Here is a 21840-nt window from a genome sequence, read left to right as displayed (position 1 = left end):
GGCCGAAGGTGCCCGGCCCGCCTCACGCTCCTGCTACTCCAGCTTGGACGTATTGAGGACCTGAAGCTCCGTCGTCACCAGCGCCGGGTCCGCGAGGATGTCCGCCTCGTTGAAGAGGATGGGCCGCAGCTGCTTTCCGGCGAAGAGGTCCGTCTGATCCGCGAACCGGGGCGAGTCGGGGTCGGCGTTCTCGGAGTAGGAGAGGACCGCGTTCGCGCGGGGACCCTGGGGCGTGAACTCCATCACCATCAGGAAGCTCGTTCCGAAGTCGACGAGGTAGCCCTCCTTCTCGGTCAGCCCCGTGCCGGGTGACACGAGCGCTCCCTGCGGCTGCGGCTGGGGCAGCAGCGTCGCGTTCGCTCCCGAATAGCCGACGACGTTGGTGACGCCCTCGAAGGCGGCCCCTCCGTGCATCGGGATGACCCGGTCCTCCTTGCGCGCGAACTGCACGTCTCCCAGCCGGGTTCCCACAGCGATGCCCGCCTTCGTCAGGATCGCCACGGCTTCACCCAGCTTCTGGTTCACCGGATCCGTCCCCTCCACCGGGGCCGGCGTCAGCCCGGACGGCGTGGTGGCGGCCTGGAGCGGATCGAACGGCTGCGCGAAGAGATTGCCCTTCTGCGTCAGGTCCGAACGGCTGAACCCGTTCAGGAACTCGCGCCACACGATGGCGCCCTTGCGGTCCAGGTCCAGCCGGCCATCCCACGACGCCAACAACTGACAGGCCTCCGTGATGTCCACCGCGACGCCCTCGACCATCACGGGGTCCGCGCCCTGGCAGCGCTGCACGACGGGGGCTCGCAACTGCTCCGCCACCCAGGTGCGGTTGCTCAGGATGGCCTGCTCCAACTCGTCCAACGTGAAGCGCCCGTCGCTCCCGGACGCCGCTCCTTCTCCCTGCTCCGTGATGAGGGAGAGGTTCATGTGCGAACGGGTGCTGAGCCGGCCCCGTGTCCCGAAGATCTCATAGCCAAAGGGCAGGTCGAGCAACGGCGCCGCGGGGTTCGCGAAGGTCGCGGGATCGTTCGCGTTGAACACGTAGTCGTTCCGGACGAGCTGCGGCGCGACGGGCGCTGGCACCAGGCCCCTCGCTTCGCCGTCCAGGCCCACCCACTCGTCACGGGACGTGCTGCCGTCCAGCAGGATCAACCCCAGCGACGCGAACACCGGGGCGTCCGGCGTGGTTTCGAGCGAGGCGCGATAGGCCTCCACGGTCTGCGCGCTCAGCGCGGGGACGGGGGAGGCATCCACGTAGCGCGTGTCGCCGTCCGCGCTCGCCAGCAGGGTGTTGACCCAGGGCGCGCCTCGCACCGTGCGCTCCACCTGGGTGGCCTCCTCCAGGCTGCGGGCCACGTTCATGCGCAGCCAGTGCTCCGCGAAGCGATCATTGCCTTCGGTGGCGTCCCGCACCGTGTAGGCGAGCTCGCTCGACCAGTCCGCTCCGGGCCCGCTGAGCATCGGGCCGTGGTGGCTGCGCCAGTACGTGCGCTTCTCCGTTCCCAGGCTGCCGTCGTCCTGGCGCACGGCGATGGTGTGCTCCTGGCCCGTCATCCGGCGGACCTGGCCGTCGTACAGGTACGCCGTGGGGTCTCCCGGCACCAGCTTGAGCCGGTACAGCGTCAGGTGGCTCGATGCCGTCACCGTGTGCGTCCAGGCGACGTTCCGGTTGAAGCCGATGTTGATGACCGGCACACCCAGGAGCGACACACCGTACACGTCGAGCTTCCCCGGAATCGTCAGGTGGCTCTCGTGGAAGCGGAGACTTCCCTCCCAGGGGAAGTGGGGGTTGGCGACCAGCATGCCGCGGCCTCCGGCCGTCTTCTCCCGACCCAGGGCCCAGCCGTTGCTGCCCAGCTCGTCCTTGCGCGGCGACAGGGCGAGGGGACGCGACTGGGGACCCTGGCCTCCCGCGCTCACCAACGGCGGCTGCGCGTTCGCGACGTAGCCGAGCAGCGGAATGAGCGTGTCGAACAGCGACAGGTCCAGGTGGTACGCCAGCAGGTCGAAGGCGCTGATGGGCTTCACCCAGTTCGCGCCCTTGCACGGCGCGGGACGCTGATCCGCGGGCGTGTCCTTGAGGTACTGGTTGTAGCCCGCAGCGTAGCCCTTCACGAGCTCCTGCATCTCCTGGGACTGCGCGGCGAAGGTGGCCTCGGCGCGAGTCCGGAGCGCGAGCCCCCGGTACGTGAAGTCGCTCTCCACGTAGGCGTCCTGGGGTCCCCGACCGAAGTACCGCGCACGCTCGCCCCGGACCTTCAGGAACTGGTCCGCGAGGATGCAGACCGCGTCCTGCGCCTGCGTGTAGCCGACTCCCGCCCCCAGGGCCCGGTAGTCGTTGGCCTGGATGTGGGGGATGCCGTGGGTGGTCCGGTGGATCGTCGCCTTCAACCTCGAAGGCGCCGGCGTTTCATTGCCCTCACAACCGCAGAGCACCGTCAGTGTCAGGAACAGGGAAACAGGGGCGGATCGCATGACTCTTGCCTACCTCTTGGAGAGGGACCGACAAGGGCATTCCTAGTCTAGCCACCTATTCGTGGCTAGATAGGACATTGCCGTGCGCGCGTACGACGTCTGGGGTTGGGCGCCTATGTCAGCAGTCGCTTCAGCCGCTCCGCCAGCGTCCGCACGTTCGGGGCGCGCAGCACGCTGTAGTGGTTGCCGGGCACGTCCAGGAGCAGGAGTCCGTCCTGGGCGAGCGCACTCCAACCCCGGTCGTTCTGCTCCGCCGCCGGCCGCTCGCTGGCGCGCAGCACGACGATGCGGCCCGCGAGGGGCTGGGGCTGGTAGTGCTTCATGGCGCGCAGGTTGTTGGCGAAGACCTCGAAGAGGGTTCGCACCTGCGGCAGCTGCACCTGGGGGCTGAGCAGGCCTGACTCACGCCCCTGGACCATCAGGTCCTCGAGCGCCGCGTCCAGGCCCCGTTCGAGCACCGCCGGAGCGGGGATCCCCACGTCCTGACCGGAGAGTCCGCCCTGGTCGCTGGCGAACTGGGCCAGCACCTGACCGGGATCCTCGACGTCGATGCTGACGCGCACCTCGGTGGCGTTGCTCGGGTCGATGAGGGTCAGCACCTCCACGGTGTCACCGGCGGCCTGGAGCTGGCGGGCCATCTCGAAGGCCACCAACGCTCCCATGGACCAGCCTCCCAGGCGGTAGGGGCCCTGGGGTTGGACAGTGCGGATGAGCCCGACGTAGGTCGCCGCCATCTCTTCGATGGTGCTGGGTGACAGCGGCTTGCCATCCAGCCCCGGCGACTGGAGCGCGTAGAAGGGCTGATCCGTCCCCATCCCCTGCGCCAGCTCCGCGTAGCTCAGCACGTTGCCGCCGACGGGGTGGACGCAGAAGAACGGACGGCGGGTTCCTCCGCGCCGGATGGCGACGAGGGGCGAGAAGGTCTCGGGCAGCTCGCGCAGGAGCGCGGCCAGCTGCTCCACCGTGGGCGCCTGGAACAGCGCGGACAGCGGCAGCTCTCGCTTCAGGTGCTCGCGGATGCTTGCCATGAGCCTCACGGCGAGCAGCGAGTGGCCTCCCAGTTCGAAGAAGTGGCTCGTCACTCCGATGCGCTGGATGCCGAGCACCTCCTCCCAGATCGTGACCAGCTCCTGCTCCAGGTGATCTCTCGGCGCCTGGTACTCGCCCGTGGTCCGGGCGAGCCCCGCGTCGGGCGTGGGGAGCGCGTTGCGATCAATCTTGCCGTTGGGCGTGAGGGGGAAGGCGGCGAGGGGAACGAAGACCGACGGCACCATGTACTCGGGCAGCTTCTGCTGGAGGTGCGAGCGCAGGTCGTTGGGGTGGACGTTGGAGGCGACGACGTAGGCGACGAGGCGCGGGTCCCCGGTGGGCGAGTCGCGCCGGGCGAGGACGAGCGCCTGCTGGACGGCGGGGTGCTGGCGCAGGGTGGCTTCGACTTCGCCCAGCTCGATGCGGAAGCCTCGCAGCTTCACCATGAAGTCGGTGCGGCCCAGGTACTCCAGTTGCGCATCGGCGCGACGGCGCGCGAGGTCCCCGGTGCGGTACATGCGGGAGCCGGGCGTGGAGCTGAAGGGGTCCGGGACGAAGCGCTCGGCGGTGAGGTCCGCGCGGCCGAGGTAGCCGCGCGCGAGGCCGGCACCTGCCAGGTACAGCTCGCCCGGGACACCGATGGGCTGCGGGTGCAGGTGGTGGCTGAGGACGTAGGCGCTCGTCTCGGGAAGGGGCAGGCCGATGGTGGGCTCGGCGGGGCCTTGGGGGACGCGGGAGAAGGTGGAGTAGGTGGTGTCCTCGGTGGGGCCGTAGAGGTTGAAGACGTGCTCGACGGAGCCCGTGGCGTAGAGGGCGCGGGCGAGGGTGCCCGGGAGGGGCTCACCGGCGAGGTTGAGGGTGCGGGCGGAGGGCGGGATGGCGCCCCCGCGCAGCAACTCCGCGATGGCGGAGGGGACGGTGTTGATGAGCGTCACCTCGGAGGCGGCGGGCAGGCTCGGCAGGGCCAGGGCGTTGTCGGCGAGCAGGACGGCGCCGCCGCAGGCGAGGGGGGCGAAGAGCTCGAAGACGGAGAGGTCGAAGCAGACGGAGGTGGCGGCCAGCGTCCCCTTGAGCTGGGCGGGGGAGAAGGTGGCGAGGGCCCAGTCGAGGAAGGCCGTGGCGCTGGCGTGGGAGATGGCGACGCCCTTGGGCGTGCCGGTGGAGCCGGAGGTGTAGATGACGTAGGCGAGGTTTGCCTCCGTCACGTCGGAGCTGGGGGCGGACGCAGGCCGTGCGGCGACGCTCTCCGGGAGGGCGTCGAGGCAGAGGGTGTCGAGGCCCTGGGTGTCGAGCTGGAGCGAGTCGAGCAGCGCCTGGTGGGAGAGCAGCAGCCGTGCGCCGGAGTCAGCGAGGGTGAAGTCGAGGCGCTGGCGGGGGTAGGCGGGGTCGAGGGGCACGTAGGTGCCGCCGGCCTTGAGGATGGCGAGCAGTGCGACGAGGAGGTTGGCGGAGCGCTCCAGGCAGAGGGCGACGCGGACTTCGGGTCCGACGCCGAGGGAGCGCAGGTGGTGGGCGAGCTGGTTGGCGCGGGCCTCCAGCGTCGCGTAGGTGAGGCGCTCGGAGCCGACGACGAGGGCGGTGGCGTCGGGGGTGCGCGCCACCTGCTGGGCGACGAGGTCGTGGATGAGGCCGCGACGCAGCTGGGTGCGCGTGTCGTTCCACTCCACCAGCAGCGTGTGACGCTCGGCCGGCGTCAGCATGGGCAGCTCGGTGACGCGGGTGTCGGGACGGGCCACCGCGGACTCGACCAACACCTGGAGGTGCTGCACGAGCCGCTGGATCGTCTCTTCCCGGAAGAGCGCGGCGCTGTAGGTGATGGTGCCTTGCAGCCCTTCCGGTGACGTGGCGAAGGCGAACGTGAGGTCGAACTTCGCGGCGTGGTCCTCCACCTCCACGGGGCGGATGGACAGCGCTCCCTGGGGCGCGACGGGGCTCGAAGCGGGCGTGTTGTTCAACAGGAGCATCGCCTGGAAGAGCGGCGTGCGGCTCAGGTCTCGTCGCGGGTGCAGCTCCTCGACCAGCTTCTCGAACGGCACGTCCTGGTGGGCCTGGGCTCCCAGCGTCGTCTCTCGCGCACGGGCGAGCAACTGCCGGAACGTGGGCGCGTCCTCCATCCGGGCTCGCAGCGCCAGCGTGTTCACGAAGAAGCCGATGAGGCCTTCCAGCTCCTCGAAGCGACGGCCGGCGATGGGTGTGCCGATGACGACGTCATCCTGGCCGGAGTAGCGCGCGAGCAGGGCCTGCGTGGAGGCCAGCAGGACCATGAAGAGGGTCGCTCCCTCCTCCTGTCCCAGCGACTCCAGCGCCTGGCTCACCGAGACGGGAAGCCGGAAGTGGACGGCGCCTCCTCGCTCGGATTGCACGGGTGGACGTGGGAAGTCGGTGGGCAGCTCCAGCGCATGCGGCGCACCCGTGAGCTGCTGCTTCCACCACGCCACCTGCCGCTCCAGCACCTCGCCCTGCAACCACGAGCGCTGCCACACGGCGTAGTCGGCGTACTGGATCGGCAGTTCGGGCAGCGGCGAGGGACGGCCCTGACGGAAGGCCTCGTAGAGCGCGGACACCTCGCGCACCAGCACCCCGCTGGACCAGCCGTCGGACACCACGTGGTGGAGGTTGAGGAGCAGCACGTGCTGGTGCTCGGAGAGCCGCAGCAGGTGGGCTCGCAGGAGCGGGCCCCGAGCGAGCTCGAACGGTGTCGCGGCTTCTTCCCGGGCCAGGCGATGGGCCTCGGCCTCCGCGGTGGCGTGCGTGCTCAGGTCCACGACCGGCAGCCGGAAGGGCGTCGGCGGGTGGATGTGCTGCACGGGCGCGCCGCGTTCTTCATGCAGGGTGGTGCGCAGGGCTTCGTGGCGGCGCAGCAGCTCCGTGAAGGCCTGCTCCAACGCGCTCACTTCCAGCACGCCTTCGAGTCGCAGCGCGGCCGGGATGTTGTAGGCCGAGCCTCCGGGCTGGAGCTGTTCGAGCAGCCACAGCCGCTGCTGTGCGAAGGACAGCGGCAGGGATCCGTTCGTCCTCGTCGTGGCGACCAGGGCGGGCAGGGCCGTGACGCCGTGGGCCTGCTCCACTCGCAGGGCGAGCTGGTCCAGGACCGGCGCTTCAAAGAGGGCGCGCAGCGGCAGCTCCACCCCGAAGCTGGCGCGGACTCGGGACACCACCTGCGTGGCCAGGAGCGAGTGCCCTCCCAGCTCGAAGAAGTGGTCGTGACGGCTGATGCGATCGACTCGCAGCACCTGCGCCCACAGCTCGGCGAGCCGCTGTTCCGTGGACGTTCTGGGGACGACGTAGCGCTCACGCCTCGCGGTGCCTGCCTCCGGCACGGGCAGGGCCTTTCGGTCCACCTTGCCGTTGGGCGTGAGCGGGAAGGTGTCCAGCGCGACGAAGGTCGCGGGCACCATGTACTCGGGCAGCCGCTGCTTGAGGAACGCGCGCAGATCGTTCGGATCCAGCGCGGTGGTCGGCACCACGTACGCGACGAGGCGCTGGTCTCCCGGGACATCCTCGCGGACCAGGACCGTGACGTTCTGGATCGCGGGGTGGCCCTGGAGCGCGACTTCGATTTCACCCAGCTCGATGCGGAAGCCGCGCAGCTTCACCTGGAAGTCGATGCGGCCCAGGTACTCCAGCGTGCCGTCTTCCTTCCAACGGGCCTTGTCACCGGTGCGGTACATGCGCTCGCCAGCGTCGGTGCCGAAGGGATTGGGGACGAAACGCTCGGCGGTGAGGTGAGGACGGCCCAGGTAACCGCGCGCGAGGCCTTCGCCCGCGATGAAGAGCTCCCCTGCCACGCCCACGGGAACGGGGTGCAGACTCCCGTCCAACACGTAGGCCCGCGTGTTGAGCAGCGGTCCGCCCAGGGTGGGCTTCGAGCCCCGACGGACGGCGAAGGTGGTGGCGTCGACGGTGCACTCGGTGGGGCCGTAGACGTTGAAGGAGCGGGTGCGCTCGGAGACGGCCAGCGTGTTCCAGGTGGCCTCGTCGAGGGCTTCACCGCCGGGGACCAGCAGGGTGGGGGCGACGTTGCCTTCGAGCAGCCCGGCCTGGAGCAGCAGCCGCAGCAGGGACGGGGTGCAGTCGATGGCGGCGACCCGGTGCTGGCGCTGCCAGGCCACCATGGCCTCCGCGTCCTGACGCGTGGCTTCGGGGACGATGCACAGGCAGTGGCCGTCGAGCAGTTGGACGAGCTGCTGCACGGAGGCGTCGAAGGCCAGCGGAGCGTTGAGGCTGACGCGCGTGCCTGAGGGCAGGCCCTGGTAGACGGTCCGCTTCAGCGCCGCGCGGAGGTTGATGACGGAGCCGTGGCGCACCATCACGCCCTTGGGCGTGCCGGTGGAGCCGGAGGTGTAGATGACGTAGGCGAGGTGCTCCGGGGTGGCGATGGGCTCCAGGTCGTGTTGCGGCAGTGAGGCCCAGGGCGTCTCGCGCCCATCGACGCTCACCACGGAGAGGCCCTCCGGGAGCCCGGAGGTGGGGAGGTGGCGCTGGGTGAGGAGCACGGGGGACACGCAGTCCTGGAGCGCGAAGGCGCGGCGCTGCTCGGGCCACGACGGATCCAGCGGGACGTAGGCGCCACCGGCCTTCATGACGGCGAGCAGGGCGACGAGCATGTCCACGGAGCGCTCGAAGCAGAGCGCGACGCGGACCTCGGGCCCGACGCCCAGGGTGCGCAGGTGGCGTGCGAGCTGGTTGGCGCGAGCGTTGAGCTGCGCGAACGAGAGCACGGTGTCGTTGAAGCGCACGGCGGGCGCTTCCGGCGTGCGGGCGGCCTGCTGCGCGAAGGCGACGGGGAATGTGATGGTGGAGGTCTGTGCCTCACCGGTTTCGTTCCAGGTGTGAAGCAGTTGCTGGCGCTCATCGGACGTCAGCAGGGGCACTTCGGACAGGCGCAGGTCTGGCTGCGCGGTGAGGACTTCCAGCAGCGTCTGGAAGTGCGTGGCCATGCGCGCCGCGGTGGCCTGGGAGAGCAGGTCGACGCGGTACTGGAGCGAGCCGATGATCCCTTCCGGCGTCTCGTTCATGTCGAGCGAGAGCTCGAACTTCGCGAGGTCCTCCGCGTCGTCTCCCAAGGGGCGCAGGGACAGCGAGGGCAGTGCCTGGGCCTGCACCGGCAGATTCTGCATGGAAAAGAACGCCTGGAAGAGTGCTGAGCGGCTCAGGTCTCGCTGAGGCTGGAGTTCTTCGACCAGCTTCTCGAACGGGACATCCTGGTGCTCGAAGGCGCCGAGGGTGGATTCGCGCACCTGGGCCAGGAGCTGGCGGAAGGAGCGGGTGGTGTCCACACGGGCGCGCAGCACCAGCGTGTTGACGAAGAAGCCGATGAGACCTTCGGTCTCCATGTGACGGCGGCCCGCGATGGGCGTGCCGACGAGGAGGTCGTCCTGGCCGCTGTAGGACGACAGGAGGAGCTGCCACGAGGACAGCATCACCATGAAGGGTGTTGCGCCTTCGCGCTGCGCCAGGGACTCGACGGCCCGGCTCAGCTCACGCGACAGGCGCACCGGCACCTTGGCACCCCGGTTGGAGGGGACCGGCGGACGCGGGAAGTCCGTGGGCAGGTCCAACTGCGTGGGAGCTCCCGCGAGCTGCCGCTTCCACCAGCTCACCTGTCGCGCGAGCACGTCGCCCGCCAGCCACTGGCGCTGCCAGACGGCGTAGTCGGCGTACTGGATCGGCAGTTCGGGCAGGGGTGAGGGACGGCCCTGGCGGAAGGCCTCATAGAGGGCCGCCACTTCGCGCACCAGCACTCCGCTGGACCAACCGTCGGAGATGACGTGGTGCAGGTTGAGAAGCAGCACGTGCTGTTGCTCGGAGAGCCGCAGCAAGGTGGCTCGCAGGAGCGGACCTCGGGCGAGATCGAACGGACGCCGGGCATCGGCGTGCGCCAGGCGGCGGGCTTCCGTCTCCGGAGCCTCGTGCGTGCTCAGGTCGAGCACCGCGAGGGGGAAGGGCGCGGGCGCGTGGATGCGCTGCACGGGCGTGCCGCTCTCGTCATGCAGGGTGGTGCGCAGGGCTTCGTGACGGTGCACCAGCTCCGTGAAGGCCTGCTCCAGCGCGGCTGCGTCCAGGGCTCCGTCCAGCCAGAGGGCGAACGGGATGTTGTAGGACGGGTCTCCGGGCTGGAGCTGATCGAGGAACCACAGCCGCTGCTGCGCGAAGGACAGGGGCAGGGGGTCGTTCGTCCTCGGCATGGGCCGCGGGAAGGGCAGCGCGCCGGTGCTATCCGCGTGCTCGATGCGCAGGGCGAGCTGATCGAGGGTCGGCGCCTCGAAGAGGGCGCGCAGCGGCAGCTCCACCCCGAAGGCGGTGCGGATGCGGGACACCACCTGCGTGGCCAGGAGCGAGTGCCCTCCCAGTTCGAAGAAGTGAGCCTGACGGCTGATGCGCTCGACTCGCAGCACCTGCGACCACAGCTCGGCGAGCCGCTGTTCCGTGGACGTCCTGGGGGCGACGTAGTGCTCGCGTCGCGCGGTGTCTGCCTTCGGTGCAGGCAGGGCCTTGCGGTCCACCTTGCCGTTGGGCGTGAGCGGGAAGGTGTCCAGCGTGACGAAGGTCGCGGGCACCATGTACTCGGGCAGCCGCTGCTTGAGGAATGCGCGCAGGTCGCTGGGGTCGGGATTGGACGCGACGACGTAGGCGACGAGGCGCTGATCCCCCGGGACATCCTCACGGACCACGACCGTGACGTTCTGGATCGAGGGGTGGCCCTGGAGCGCGACTTCGATTTCGCCCAGCTCGATGCGGAAGCCGCGCAGCTTCACCTGGAAGTCGATGCGGCCCAGGTACTCCAGCGTGCCGTCTTCCTTCCACCGGGCCTTGTCGCCGGTACGGTACATGCGCTCGCCAGCGTCGGTGCTGAAGGGATTGGGGAGGAAGCGCTCGGCGGTGAGGTGGGGACGGTCCAGGTAGCCGCGAGCGAGGCCTTCGCCCGCGATGAAGAGCTCTCCGGCCACGCCCACGGGAACCGGTTGCAGGTTGGGGTTCAGCACGTAGGCCCGCGTGTTGAGCAGCGGGCCGCCCAGGGTGGGCTTCGAGCCCTGACGGACGGCGAAGGTGGTGGTGTCGACGGTGCACTCGGTGGGGCCGTAGACGTTGAAGGCGCGGGTGCGCTCGGAGGCGGCCAGCGTGTTCCAGGTGGCCTCGTCGAGGGCTTCACCACCGGGGACCAGCAGGGTGGGGGCAGCGTTGCCTTCAAGCAGCCCGGCCTGGAGCAGCAGCCGCAGCAGGGACGGGGTGCAGTCGATGGCGGCGACCCGGTGCTGGCGCTGCCAGGCCACCATGGCCTCCGCGTCCTGACGCGTGGCTTCGGGGACGATGCACAGGCAGTGGCCGTCGAGCAGTTGGACGAGCTGCTGCACGGAGGCGTCGAAGGCCAGCGGTGCGTTGAGGCTGACGCGCGTGCCGGTGGGCAGGCCCTGGTAGACGGTCCGCTTCAGCGCCGCGCGGAGGTTGATGACGGAGCCGTGGCGCACCATCACGCCCTTGGGCGTGCCGGTGGAGCCTGAGGTGTAGATGACGTAGGCGAGGTGCTCGGGGGTGGCGATGGGCTCCAGGTCGTGTTGCGGCAGTGAGGCCCAGGGCGTCTCGCGCCCATCGACGCTGACCACGGTGAGGCCCTCAGGGAGCCCGGACGTGGGGAGGTGTCGCTGGGTGAGGAGCACGGGAGACGCGCAGTCCTGGAGCGCGAAGGCGCGGCGCTGCTCGGGCCACGACGGATCCAGCGGGACGTAGGCGCCGCCGGCCTTCATGACGGCGAGCAGGGCGACGAGCATGTCCACGGAGCGCTCGAAGCAGAGCGCGACGCGGACTTCGGGCCCGACGCCCAGGGTGCGCAGGTGGCGTGCGAGCTGGTTGGCGCGGGCGTTGAGCTGCGCGAACGAGAGCACGGTGTCGTTGAAGCGCACGGCGGGCGCTTCCGGCGTGCGAGCAGCCTGCTGCGCGAAGGCGATGGGAAACGTGATGGCGGAGGCCGGCTCATCACCGGTTTCGTTCCAGGCGTGGAGCAGTTGCCGGCGCTCGCCGGACGTCAGCAGGGGCACTTCGGACAGGCGCAGGTCTGGCTGCGCGGTGAGGACTTCCAGCAGCGTCTGGAAGTGCGTGGCCATGCGCGCCGCGGTGGCCTGGGAGAGCAGGTCGACGCGGTACTGGAGCGAGCCGACGATGCCTTCCGGCGTCTCGTTCAAGTCGAGCGAGAGCTCGAACTTCGCGAGGCCCTCCTCGTCGTCTCCCAGGGGGCGCAGGGACAGCGAGGGCAGAGCCTGGGCCTGCACTGGCAGGTTCTGCATGGAGAAGAATGCCTGGAAGAGCGCTGAGCGGCTCAGGTCCCTTCGGGATTGCAGCTCCTCGACCAGCTTCTCGAACGGGACATCCTGGTGCTCGAAGGCGCCGAGGGTGGACTCGCGCACCTGGGCCAGGAGCTGGCGGAAGGAGCGGGTGGTGTCCACACGGGCGCGCAGCACCAACGTGTTGACGAAGAAGCCGATGAGGCCTTCGGTCTCCGCGTGACGGCGTCCCGCGATGGGCGTGCCGACCAGGAGGTCGTTCTGGCCGCTGTAGCGCGACAGGAGGAGCTGCCACGAGGACAGCAGCACCATGAAGGGTGTTGCGCCTTCGCGCTGCGCCAGGGACTCGACGGCCCGGCTCAGCTCGCGTGACAGGCGCACCGACACCTTGGCACCCAAGTTGGAGGGGACCGGCGGACGCGGGAAGTCCGTGGGCAGGTCCAACTGCGTGGGGGCGCCTTCCAGTTGCTGCTTCCACCACGCCACCTGCCGCGCGAGCACGTCGCCCGCCAGCCACTGGCGCTGCCAGAGGGCGTAGTCGGCGTACTGCACGGGCAGCTTAGGCAGGGGTGAGGGACGGCCCTGGCGGAAGGCCTCGTAGAGGGCCGCCATTTCGCGCACCAGCACTCCGCTGGACCAGCCGTCGGAGATGACGTGGTGCAGGTTGAGCAGCAGCACGTGCTGTTGCTCGGAGAGCCGCAGCAGGGTGGCACGCAGCAGCGGGCCTTGGACGAGGTCGAACGGACGGCTGGCGTCTTCCCGGGCCAGACGGCGCACTTCGGACTCGGGGGCTTCATGCTCGCTCAGGTCGAGCACCGCGAGGGGGAAGGGCGCGGGTGCGTGGATGCGCTGCACGGGCGTGCCGCCCTCGTCATGCAGGGTGGTGCGCAGGGTCTCATGGCGACGCACCAGCTCCGTGAACGCCCGCTCCAGTACGGCCGCGTCCAGGGCTCCGTCCAACCGGAGGGCGAACGGCATGTTGTAGGCCGCGGACCCGGGGTCGAGCTGTTCGAGGAACCACAGCCGCTGCTGCGCGAAGGACAGCGGCAGGGCCGTGTCCGTCCTCGGCGAGGACCTCAGTGCGGGCAGTGCGGTGGTGCTCCCGGCCTGGGTGATTCGCTGTGCGAGCTGTTCGAGGACCGGAGCCTCGAAGACGGCGCGCAGCGGCAGCTCCACCCCGAAGGTGGCGCGGACGCGGGACACCACCTGCGTGGCCAGCAGCGAGTGGCCGCCCAGCTCGAAGAAATGATCCTCACGGCCCACGCGCTCGACGCGGAGCACTTCGGACCAGAGCGCGGCGAGCTGCTGCTCCGTGGGCGTGTGCGGAGCGACGTAGCGCTCACCCTTCGCGGTGCCTGCCTCCGGCGCGGGCAGGGCCTTGCGGTCCACCTTGCCGTTGGGCGTGAGCGGGAAGGCGGCGAGGGGGACGAAGACCGACGGCACCATGTACTCGGGCAGCTTCTGCTGGAGGTGCGAGCGCAGGTCGTTGGGGTGGACGTTGGAGGCGACGACGTAGGCGACGAGGCGCGGGTCCCCGGTGGGTGAGTCGCGCCGGGCGAGGACGAGCGCCTGCTGGACGGCGGGGTGCTGGCGCAGGGTGGCTTCGACTTCGCCCAGCTCGATGCGGAAGCCGCGCAGCTTCACCATGAAGTCGGTGCGGCCCAGGTACTCCAGCTGGGCATCCGCGCGACGGCGTGCGAGGTCCCCGGTGCGGTACATGCGAGCGCCGGGCGTGGAGCTGAAGGGGTCCGGGACGAAGCGCTCGGCGGTGAGGTCCGCGCGGCCAAGGTAGCCGCGCGCGAGGCCTGCACCGGCCAGGTACAGCTCGCCCGGGACACCGATGGGCTGCGGGTGCAGGTGGTGGCTGAGGACGTAGGCGCTCGTCTCGGGAAGGGGCAGGCCGATGGTGGGCTCGGCGGGGCCTTGGGGGACGCGGGAGAAGGTGGAGTAGGTGGTGTCCTCGGTGGGGCCGTAGAGGTTGAAGACGTGCTCGACGGAGCCCGTGGCGTAGAGGGCGCGGGCGAGGGTGCCCGGGAGGGGCTCACCGGCGAGGTTGAGGGTGCGGGCGGAGGGTGGGATGGCGCCCCCGCGCAGCAGCTCGGCGATGGCGGAGGGGACGGTGTTGATGAGCGTCACCTCGGAGGCGGCGGGCAGGCCCTGGAGCGCGAGGGCGTTGTCGGCGAGCAGGACGGCGCCGCCGCAGGCGAGGGGGGCGAAGAGCTCGAAGACGGAGAGGTCGAAGCAGACGGAGGTGGCGGCCAGCGTCCCCTTGAGCTGTGCGGGGGAGAAGGTGGCGAGGGCCCAGTCGAGGAAGGCGGTGGCGCTGGCGTGGGAGATGGCGACGCCCTTGGGCCTGCCGGTGGAGCCGGAGGTGTAGATGACGTAGGCGAGGTTTGCCTCCGTCACGTCGGAGCTGGGGGCGGAAGCAGGCCGTGCGGCGACGCTCTCCGGGAGGGCGTCGAGGCAGAGGGTGTCGAGGCCCTGGGTGTCGAGCTGGAGCGAGTCGAGCAGCGACTTCTGGGAGAGCAGCAGCCGGGCGCCGGAGTCAGCGAGGGTGAAGTCGAGGCGCTGGCGGGGGTAGGCGGGGTCCAGGGGCACGTAGGTGCCGCCGGCCTTGAGGATGGCGAGCAGGGCGACGAGGAGGTTGGCGGAGCGCTCCAGGCAGAGGGCGACGCGGACTTCGGGTCCGACGCCGAGGGCGAGCAGGTGGTGGGCGAGCTGGTTGGCGCGGGCCTCCAGGGTCGCGTAGGTGAGGCGCTCGGAGCCGACGACGAGGGCGGTGGCGTCGGGGGTGCGCGCCACCTGCTGGGCGACGAGGTCGTGGATGAGGCCGCGACGCAACTGGGGGCGCGTGTCGTTCCACTCCACCAGCAGCGAGTGACGCTCGGCCGGCGTCAGCATCCGCAACTGGGACAGCGGCAGCTCCGGCGCCGCGATGGCCGCATCCAGCAGCACCATCAGGTGCGTGACCATGCGGGCCGCGGTGTCCGGATGGAACAGGGCGGTGGCGTAGGTGAGGCTGCCCGTGAAGCCCTGCTCCTCGCGCTGGAGCGTCAGGTCCAGATCGAACTTCGCCATCCCACTGTTGACGTCCACGGCCCGCAGGTTGAGTCCGGGCAGGGACAGCTCGGAGACGGGCGCGTTCTGCAGGACGAAGAGCACCTGGAAGAGGGGGCTGCGGCTCAGGTCGCGCGCCGGATGCAGCACCTCCACCAGCTTCTCGAAGGGCAGGTCCTGGTGCTCGTACGCGCCCAGCGTGGTGTCGCGAACCTGCGCCAGGAGCTGGCGGAAGCTGACGTCACCCTTCACCTGCGTGCGCAGCACCAGCGTGTTCACGAAGAAGCCGATCAGCGCTTCGGACTCCACGTGCCGGCGGCCCGCGATGGGCGAACCCACCGAGATGTCCTCCTGCCCCGAGTAGCGCTGCAACACGAGCTGCCAGACGGCCAGGAGCACCATGAAGGGCGTGACGCCCTCGCGCTTCGCCAGGGCCTCCACCGCGTCACTCATCGCTCGCGGCAGGTGCACCGGCACCACCGCGCCCTCGAAGGACTGCCGCGCGGGACGCTGCTTGTCCGTCGGCAGCTCCAGGTGCGCCGAGGCCCCCGTGAGCTGGCCGCGCCAGTAGTCGAGCTGCGCGTCGAGCACCGGGCCCCGCAGCCAGTTCCGCTGCCACGCGGAGTAGTCCGCGTACTGCACGGGCAGCGCCGGCAGCGGCGAGGGCTGACCCTGGAGGAAGGCCGCGTACAGCGCCGCGATCTCCCGCACCAGCACGCCCACGGACCAGCCGTCGGAGATGACGTGGTGGATGTTCAGGACCAGCACGTGCTCGGTGTCGCCCAGCTTCAGGAGCAACGTGCGCAGCAGCGGGCCCTGTGCCAGGTCGAATGGACGGCGGGCCTCCGCGGTGGCGAGGCGCAAGGCCTCCTCCTGTCGCGCGGACGCGTCGGGCAGGTGCGTCAGGTCCGTCACCGGCAGCGGCAACGGCGCGGGCGCGTGGATCTCCTGGAACGGCTCTCCCGCTTCGATGCGGAAGGTGGTGCGCAGGGATTCGTGGCGACGCACCAGCTCCTCGAAGCCGCGCTGGAGCGCGCCCACGTCCAGCGTGCCCTCCAGCCTCAGGGCCGCGGGGATGTTGTACGTCGTGTCCGTCGGGTCGAGCTGGTGGATGAACCACAGCCGTTGCTGCGCGAAGGACAGGGGCAGCACCGCGCTCCGGTCCGCGACCGTCAGCGGCGGGGCCCCGAAGGCCGGACGGCTGGGATCCTGGAACGCCTGGATCCGTTGCGCGAGCGCGGCCACGGTGGACGCCTCGAACAGGACGCGCAGGCCCAGCTCCACGTTGAAGGCCGTGCGCAGGCGCGCGACGACCTGCGTGGCGCGCAGCGAGTGACCGCCCAGCTCGAAGAAGTTGTCATTCACCCCCACGCGCTCGACGCCCAGGACGTCCGTGAAGATGCGGGCGAGGGTCTGCTCGGTGGCGCCTCGCGGGGCCACGTACTGGCCTCGCGTCACCACCGCGACTTCAGGCTCGGGCAGGGCCTTGCGGTCCGTCTTGCCGCTCGACGTCAGCGGCAGCACGCCCAGGTGCATGAAGACGGAGGGCACCATGTATTCGGGCAGGCGCTCCAGGAGGAAGGCCTTCAGCGCCGCGGCCTCCAGCGGGCCCGCGTCCCCGGTGACGTAGGCCACCAACCGTGCGTCGCCGGAGGCGTCCGGGCGCACCACGGCCACGGCCTCGCGCACGTCGGGATGCGCCTGGAGCGCGGCTTCGATTTCGCCCAGCTCGATGCGGAAGCCGCGCAGCTTCACCTGGAAGTCCGCTCGGCCCAGGTACTCCACCGTGCCGTCAGGCAGCCAGCGCGCCAGGTCGCCCGTGCGGTACATGCGCGCGCCGGGCGTGGCGCTGAACGGATCCGGAATGAAGCGCTCGGCGGTCAGGCCCGGGCGGCGCCAGTAGCCTCGGCCCACCTGCACGCCCGCGAGGAACAGCTCTCCGGGCACGCCCACCGGCACGGGCTGGCCATGGCGATCAAGGACGAGGAGCCGCGTGTTCGCTCCCGGGCGGCCGATGGGCACCCGGCGCAGGTCTTCCGAGCGCGGGCAATGCCAGTACGTCACTTCCACGGCCGTCTCGGTGGGGCCGTAGAGGTTGTGCACCTCCGCGACGGGCAGGCGCGCTTGGGCCCGCCGCACCAGGTCCGCGGGCAGGGCTTCGCCGCTGCACATCACCCGGCGCAGGTGCGTCAGGCCCTCCAGGCCCGGCTCCTCCACGAAGACGCGCAGCATGGACGGCACGAAGTGCGCGGTGGTGATGCGCTGCTCGGACAGCAGCCGCACCAGGTAGGCCGGATCCTGGTGGCCACCGGGCCGCGCCAACACCAGCCGCGCCCCCGTCATCAGCGGCCAGAAGAACTCCCAGACGGACACGTCGAAGCTGAACGGCGTCTTCTGCAACACCGAGTCTTCCGACGTGAGGCCGTCCTTCTCCTGCATCCAGCGCAGGCGGTTGACGACGCCCGCGTGGGCGTTCATCGCGCCCTTCGGGCGCCCGGTGCTGCCCGACGTGAAGATGACGTAGGCCAGCGCATCCGCGGTGGCCCGCGGCGCCGGGGCCGTCGTGGGGTGCCGGGCGATCTGTTCCCAGCCGGTGTCCAGGCTCACGACGTGCGGCCGTGCACCGGCCCCGCCGTCCAGGGGCAGCTTCGCGACGAGGTGCTCCTGCACCAGCAGCACGGAGGCCTCGGTGTCCTCCATCATCCACTGGAGGCGATCACGCGGATAGGCCGGATCCAACGGCACGTAGGCCGCGCCGGCCTTGAGCACGCCCAGCAGCGCGACGACCAGCTCCACCGAGCGCTCCAGGCACAGGCCCACCAGCGACTCGGGGCCCACGTTCAGCGCGCCCAGGTGGTGCGCGAGCTGGTTGGCCCTCGCGTCGAGCTGCGCGTAGGTGACGTGCTGTCCCTCGAACGTGACGGCGATGGCGTCCGGGCTCTTCGCGACCTGCTGCTCGAAGAGGTCGTGGATGCGCTCTCCGCGCGGGTACTCCACGCGCGTGTCGTTCCACTCCAGCAGCACCTGCTGACGCTCGTCCTCCGTGAGCAGGGGCAGGCGCGACAGCGGCTGGTCCGGCGACGCGACGACGGCCCGGGCCAACAGGGTCAGGTGTCCGGCGAGGCGGGCGGCGGTGGCCTCGTCGAAGAGGCGGGTGGCGTACTCGAGCCGGCAGTACAGGCCCTCGCGCTGCTCGTACACGTCCAGTCCCAGGTCGAACTTCGCGGTGCCCGTGGGCACCTCCACCTGCTTCAATTGGAGCGACTGCGGCGCGGAGGCGTCGGAGTCCGGCGTGTTGAGGACGTTGAGCAGGACCTGCACCACCGGGGTGCGGCTCTGGTCACGCGGCACCTGGAGCAGGTCCACCAGCCGCTCGAACGGGGCCTCCTGGCGCGCGTACGCGCCCAGCGCCTGCTGCCTCACGCGGCCCACCAGCTCGCGGAAGGTGGGGGCGCCTTCCAGCTTCGCGCGGAACGCCAGCGTGTTGACGAAGCAGCCGATGAGGCCCTCCACCTCCGGCCTCGTGCGAGCCGCGATGGGCGTGCCCACCGCGAAGTCGTCCTGGTTCGCGTAGCGTCCCAGCAGCGTCTGGTAGAGCGCCATCAGCACCATGAACGACGTGGCGCCTTCCTTGCGCCCCAGGGTCAGCAGGGGCTCCGACACCTCCCGGGGGATGTGGAAGCGGTGCACCTCGCCCGCGTAGGACTGCACGGCGGGGCGGGGGCGGTCCGTGGGCAGCTCCAGCGCGGGCACCCCGATGAGCTGGGCCTTCCACCAGCGCAACTGCTCGTCCAGCATCGCGCCTTCCAGCCACTTGCGCTGCCACACCGCGAAGTCCGCGTACTGCACCGGCAGGGCCGGGAGCGGCGAAGGCAGGCCCGCGCCGAAGCACGCGTAGAGGACCGTCAGCTCCTGCGCGAGCACCACCGTGCACCACGCGTCGGAGACGACATGGTGGAGCACCAGCCCCAGCACGTGCTCCTCCGCGCCCAGCCGCATCAGGTGCGCCCGCACCACCGGGCCCGTCGCCAGGTCGAACGGGATGTCGGAGAACTCCCGGCAGCGGCGCAGCATCCGCTCCTCGCGCTCCTCGCGCGTGTCACCCGGGATCTCCTCCAACGGCATGGGCAGATTGCCCGTCGGATGGACCACCTGCACCGGGCCGCCATTGGACAGCGCGTACGTGGTGCGCAGCACTTCGTGCCGCTTCACCAGCTCGTCCAGCGCGGCCTGGAGGGCCTTCGTGTCCAGCGGGCCGGTGAGCCGGAAGTTGACGGTGTTGTTGTAGGCGACGTTCGCCGGATCCAGCTGCTGGAGGTACCAGAGCCGCTCCTGCGGGAAGGAGAGCGGCAGCGACTGTGCCCTCGACGTGCGGGGGATGGGCGGCGGAGCGCCCGGCACCGACGCGGTCCTCTGCGCGGGCGGCGGCGGCCTGGCGGGGGACTCGGTGGCCGGGCGCGGCGCCACGGGCGGAGGCAGGCGGGCGGCGGGGAGGCTCACGGACTCCACGCGTCCATCCGCGCGCAGGCGCGCCGTGCGGCCCGTGCGGTACAGCTTCACGGCCCCGTCCAGCGGATGGGGCACCAGCCGGCGACGCTCCTCCTCGGCGGAGCGCCACAGCGCCCACGGCACGCCAGCTCCGCCCAGGGCCAGCTCACCCACCACGTTCGCGGGCACCGGCTGGCCCGCGTCGTCCAGCACCCAGACCTGGAGGCCCGTCGGGACACGCTCGCCGGGGGCCCGGGGCAGCAGCGCGCCTTCGACGGCGCCGCCCGCGAGCAGCACCTCCACGCCCGAGGCGCGTTGCAGCGCGGACGCCAGCTCCGACGACGCGCCTTCCAGCACCAGCGCCCCGAACGGCGCCAGCGCCTCGCGGGCTCCGGGCAGGTCGGTCAGCGCGCGGGCCAGCCGCGCCGTGGTGTTCAGCAGCACCGCTCCGGACTGGCGCGCCAGCTCCAGCAGCTCGCCCACGCCCTGCTCACCCTCCACCAGCACCTGCTCCTGCCGGGCAGCGGCCTCCGCCTCCGCCAGGGTGCGCACCTTCGCCAGCCGGCGCAGGCCCTCCAGCACCACCGGCGTCTCCAGGCCGAAGTCGATGAGGCACGTCACCTCGTCCACGTCCGCGGCGCGCACGTCGCGCAGCCGCTGCAGCCCGCTGTCCACCGTGCCGATGAGGCCCGTCACCTTCGCGTGGTGTTCGAAGGTGTGCTCCAGGAGCACGTCCAGGTCCTGCGAGGAGAACTTGTCGATCTCCCCCTGGTGGCCCTGCGCCGCCAGCAGCGACGCGGTGATGTCCGCGGAGCTGCGGAAGTAGCTCAGCAGGGGCTTGCGCACGATGCGCAGCACCTCCTGGTCGTCGTCGCCCAGGTACGTGTGGAGCATGCAGGTGATGTGGCCCCGGCCCGGGTGCCCGTTGCGGCGCCACGCCTCGCGGTACAGCGCCACCTTCGGCTTCAGCTCCTCCAGCGAGTGCGCGAAGAGGCCGGTGAGGATGCCCGCGCCCAGCTCGCCCGCGAGCCGGAAGGTCTCCGGGTTGGCGGTGGCGGTGAGCCACACCGGCAGCTCCTTCTGGATGGGCTTCGGACGCAGGCCCACCTCCACCATGGCGCCGTTGCCGCCCGGGCGCCGCAGCTGTTCGCCCCGCCACAGCGCGCGCAGCGTCTCCAGGTGCTTGAGCAGGATGTTGCGGCGATCCGCGTAGTTCTGCGGCGCGAAGGTGAAGTCCCGCACGTGCCAGCCCGTGGCCACCGACACGTCCACGCGTCCGGCGGACAGGTTGTCCACCACGGCCCACTGTTCGGCGACGAGCAGCGGATCATGCAGCGGCAGCACCACGCTGCCGGAGCGCAGGCGCACGTTGCGCGTGACGGCGGCCATCGCCGCGGCCACGACGGCCGGCTGCGGGTAGATGCCACCAAAGGAGTGGAAGTGCCGCTCGGGCGTCCACACGGCCGCGAAGCCGTTCGCGTCCGCGAACTTCGCGCCCTCCATCAGCAGCTCGTACTTCGGGCCGCTCATGGAGTCCTCGTCATTGGCGAAGTAGCTCAGGCTCACGTCGAGCGCGCGCGCACGCGGGCCCCCGCCGTTCAACCGCACGAGCTGCGCCGTCACCTGCTCGGACGGGAAGACCACGCGCAGGCCGCGCGAGAGCGCCCACAGCGCCTCCAGCTCCGGCCGCTCCGCCGTGGCCTCGGTGGCCGCGAGCCAGGCGCTGCCCTCGGCGGGACGCAGGCGCGCGTCCAGTCCGGCGAACAGCTCCGTCAGCGCGGCATGTCCCAGCGCCCACGCGGGCTGGCCCGCCCCCGCGGGCAGCAACCACGCGACGGTCTCCTCCAGGGCCGCGACCGTGCCAGTCACCGGCCCGTCCGAGTGCTCCAGCGCGTCCTCCACGTGCAGCACGCGCGAGGGCTCCAGGCGCGCGGCGGTGACGACGCCCTTCCACGTCACGATGCGCGGCGAGGAGGCGCCTTCCGGGGCGTAGACGGCGAGGTTGCCCAGGTCGGTGGGGCCGAGCGCCACCACGGCGGCGCCGGCCTCCAGCACGCCCCACAGGGCCGCGAGCTTCTCCGGCGACGGCCGCAGGCACACGACCACCGGCTCCCCGGGCTTCACGCCGTGCGCCCGCAGGCGGGACGCCAGCGCGCTGGCGCGGGTGGACAGCTCCGCCCACGTCCACGCGCGTCCTTCCCGGCTCAGGGCCACGGTGTCCGGATGACGGCGCGCGCGGTCGGCCAGGAGCGCGGGGAGCGCGGGCGCGGTGGGGACGGGGAGGGGACGGGGCCAGGCGCTGCGTTCGACCTCGGTGGCGAGCGACAGGCGGGAGAGCCGCTCATCGGGCGTCGCTAGCGCGGACGTCAGCAGCGTCTGGAAGTGCTCCATCATGCGCCGGGCGGTTGCCGCGTCGAAGAGTTCGGTGGCGTACTCCAACGCGCCGTGCAGGCCCGCGGGCCCCTCCGACAGGATGAGCGTCAGGTCGGACAGCGTCGCGCCCCATTGCACGGGC

At 71.1% G+C, this 21840-nt stretch carries 2 protein-coding genes (1 of these 2 running past the window's edge); both read right to left on the bottom strand.

Annotated features, from left to right (window positions below):
- Window positions 1-33 precede the first annotated feature (33 nt).
- Window positions 34-2472 (bottom strand): penicillin acylase family protein, encoded by a 2439-nt coding sequence (locus OV207_RS36855; protein WP_267559755.1) that lies wholly within the window; start codon window positions 2470-2472, stop codon window positions 34-36.
- Between the two features lie 113 nt (window positions 2473-2585).
- A protein-coding gene (locus tag OV207_RS36850) for a non-ribosomal peptide synthase/polyketide synthase (protein WP_267559754.1) crosses the window boundary here: on the bottom strand, window positions 2586-21840 show its 3' portion. 17150 nt of this gene lie beyond the right edge of the window; only the last 19255 of its 36405 coding nucleotides appear in the window; the start codon falls outside the window, past its right edge; it ends in the stop codon at window positions 2586-2588.

This window comes from Corallococcus sp. BB11-1, from assembly GCF_026626625.1.
Lineage (GTDB): Bacteria > Myxococcota > Myxococcia > Myxococcales > Myxococcaceae > Corallococcus > Corallococcus soli.
The sequence above is the reverse complement of the archived record's forward strand: the minus strand, read 5'-3'. Positions and strand labels throughout refer to the sequence as shown.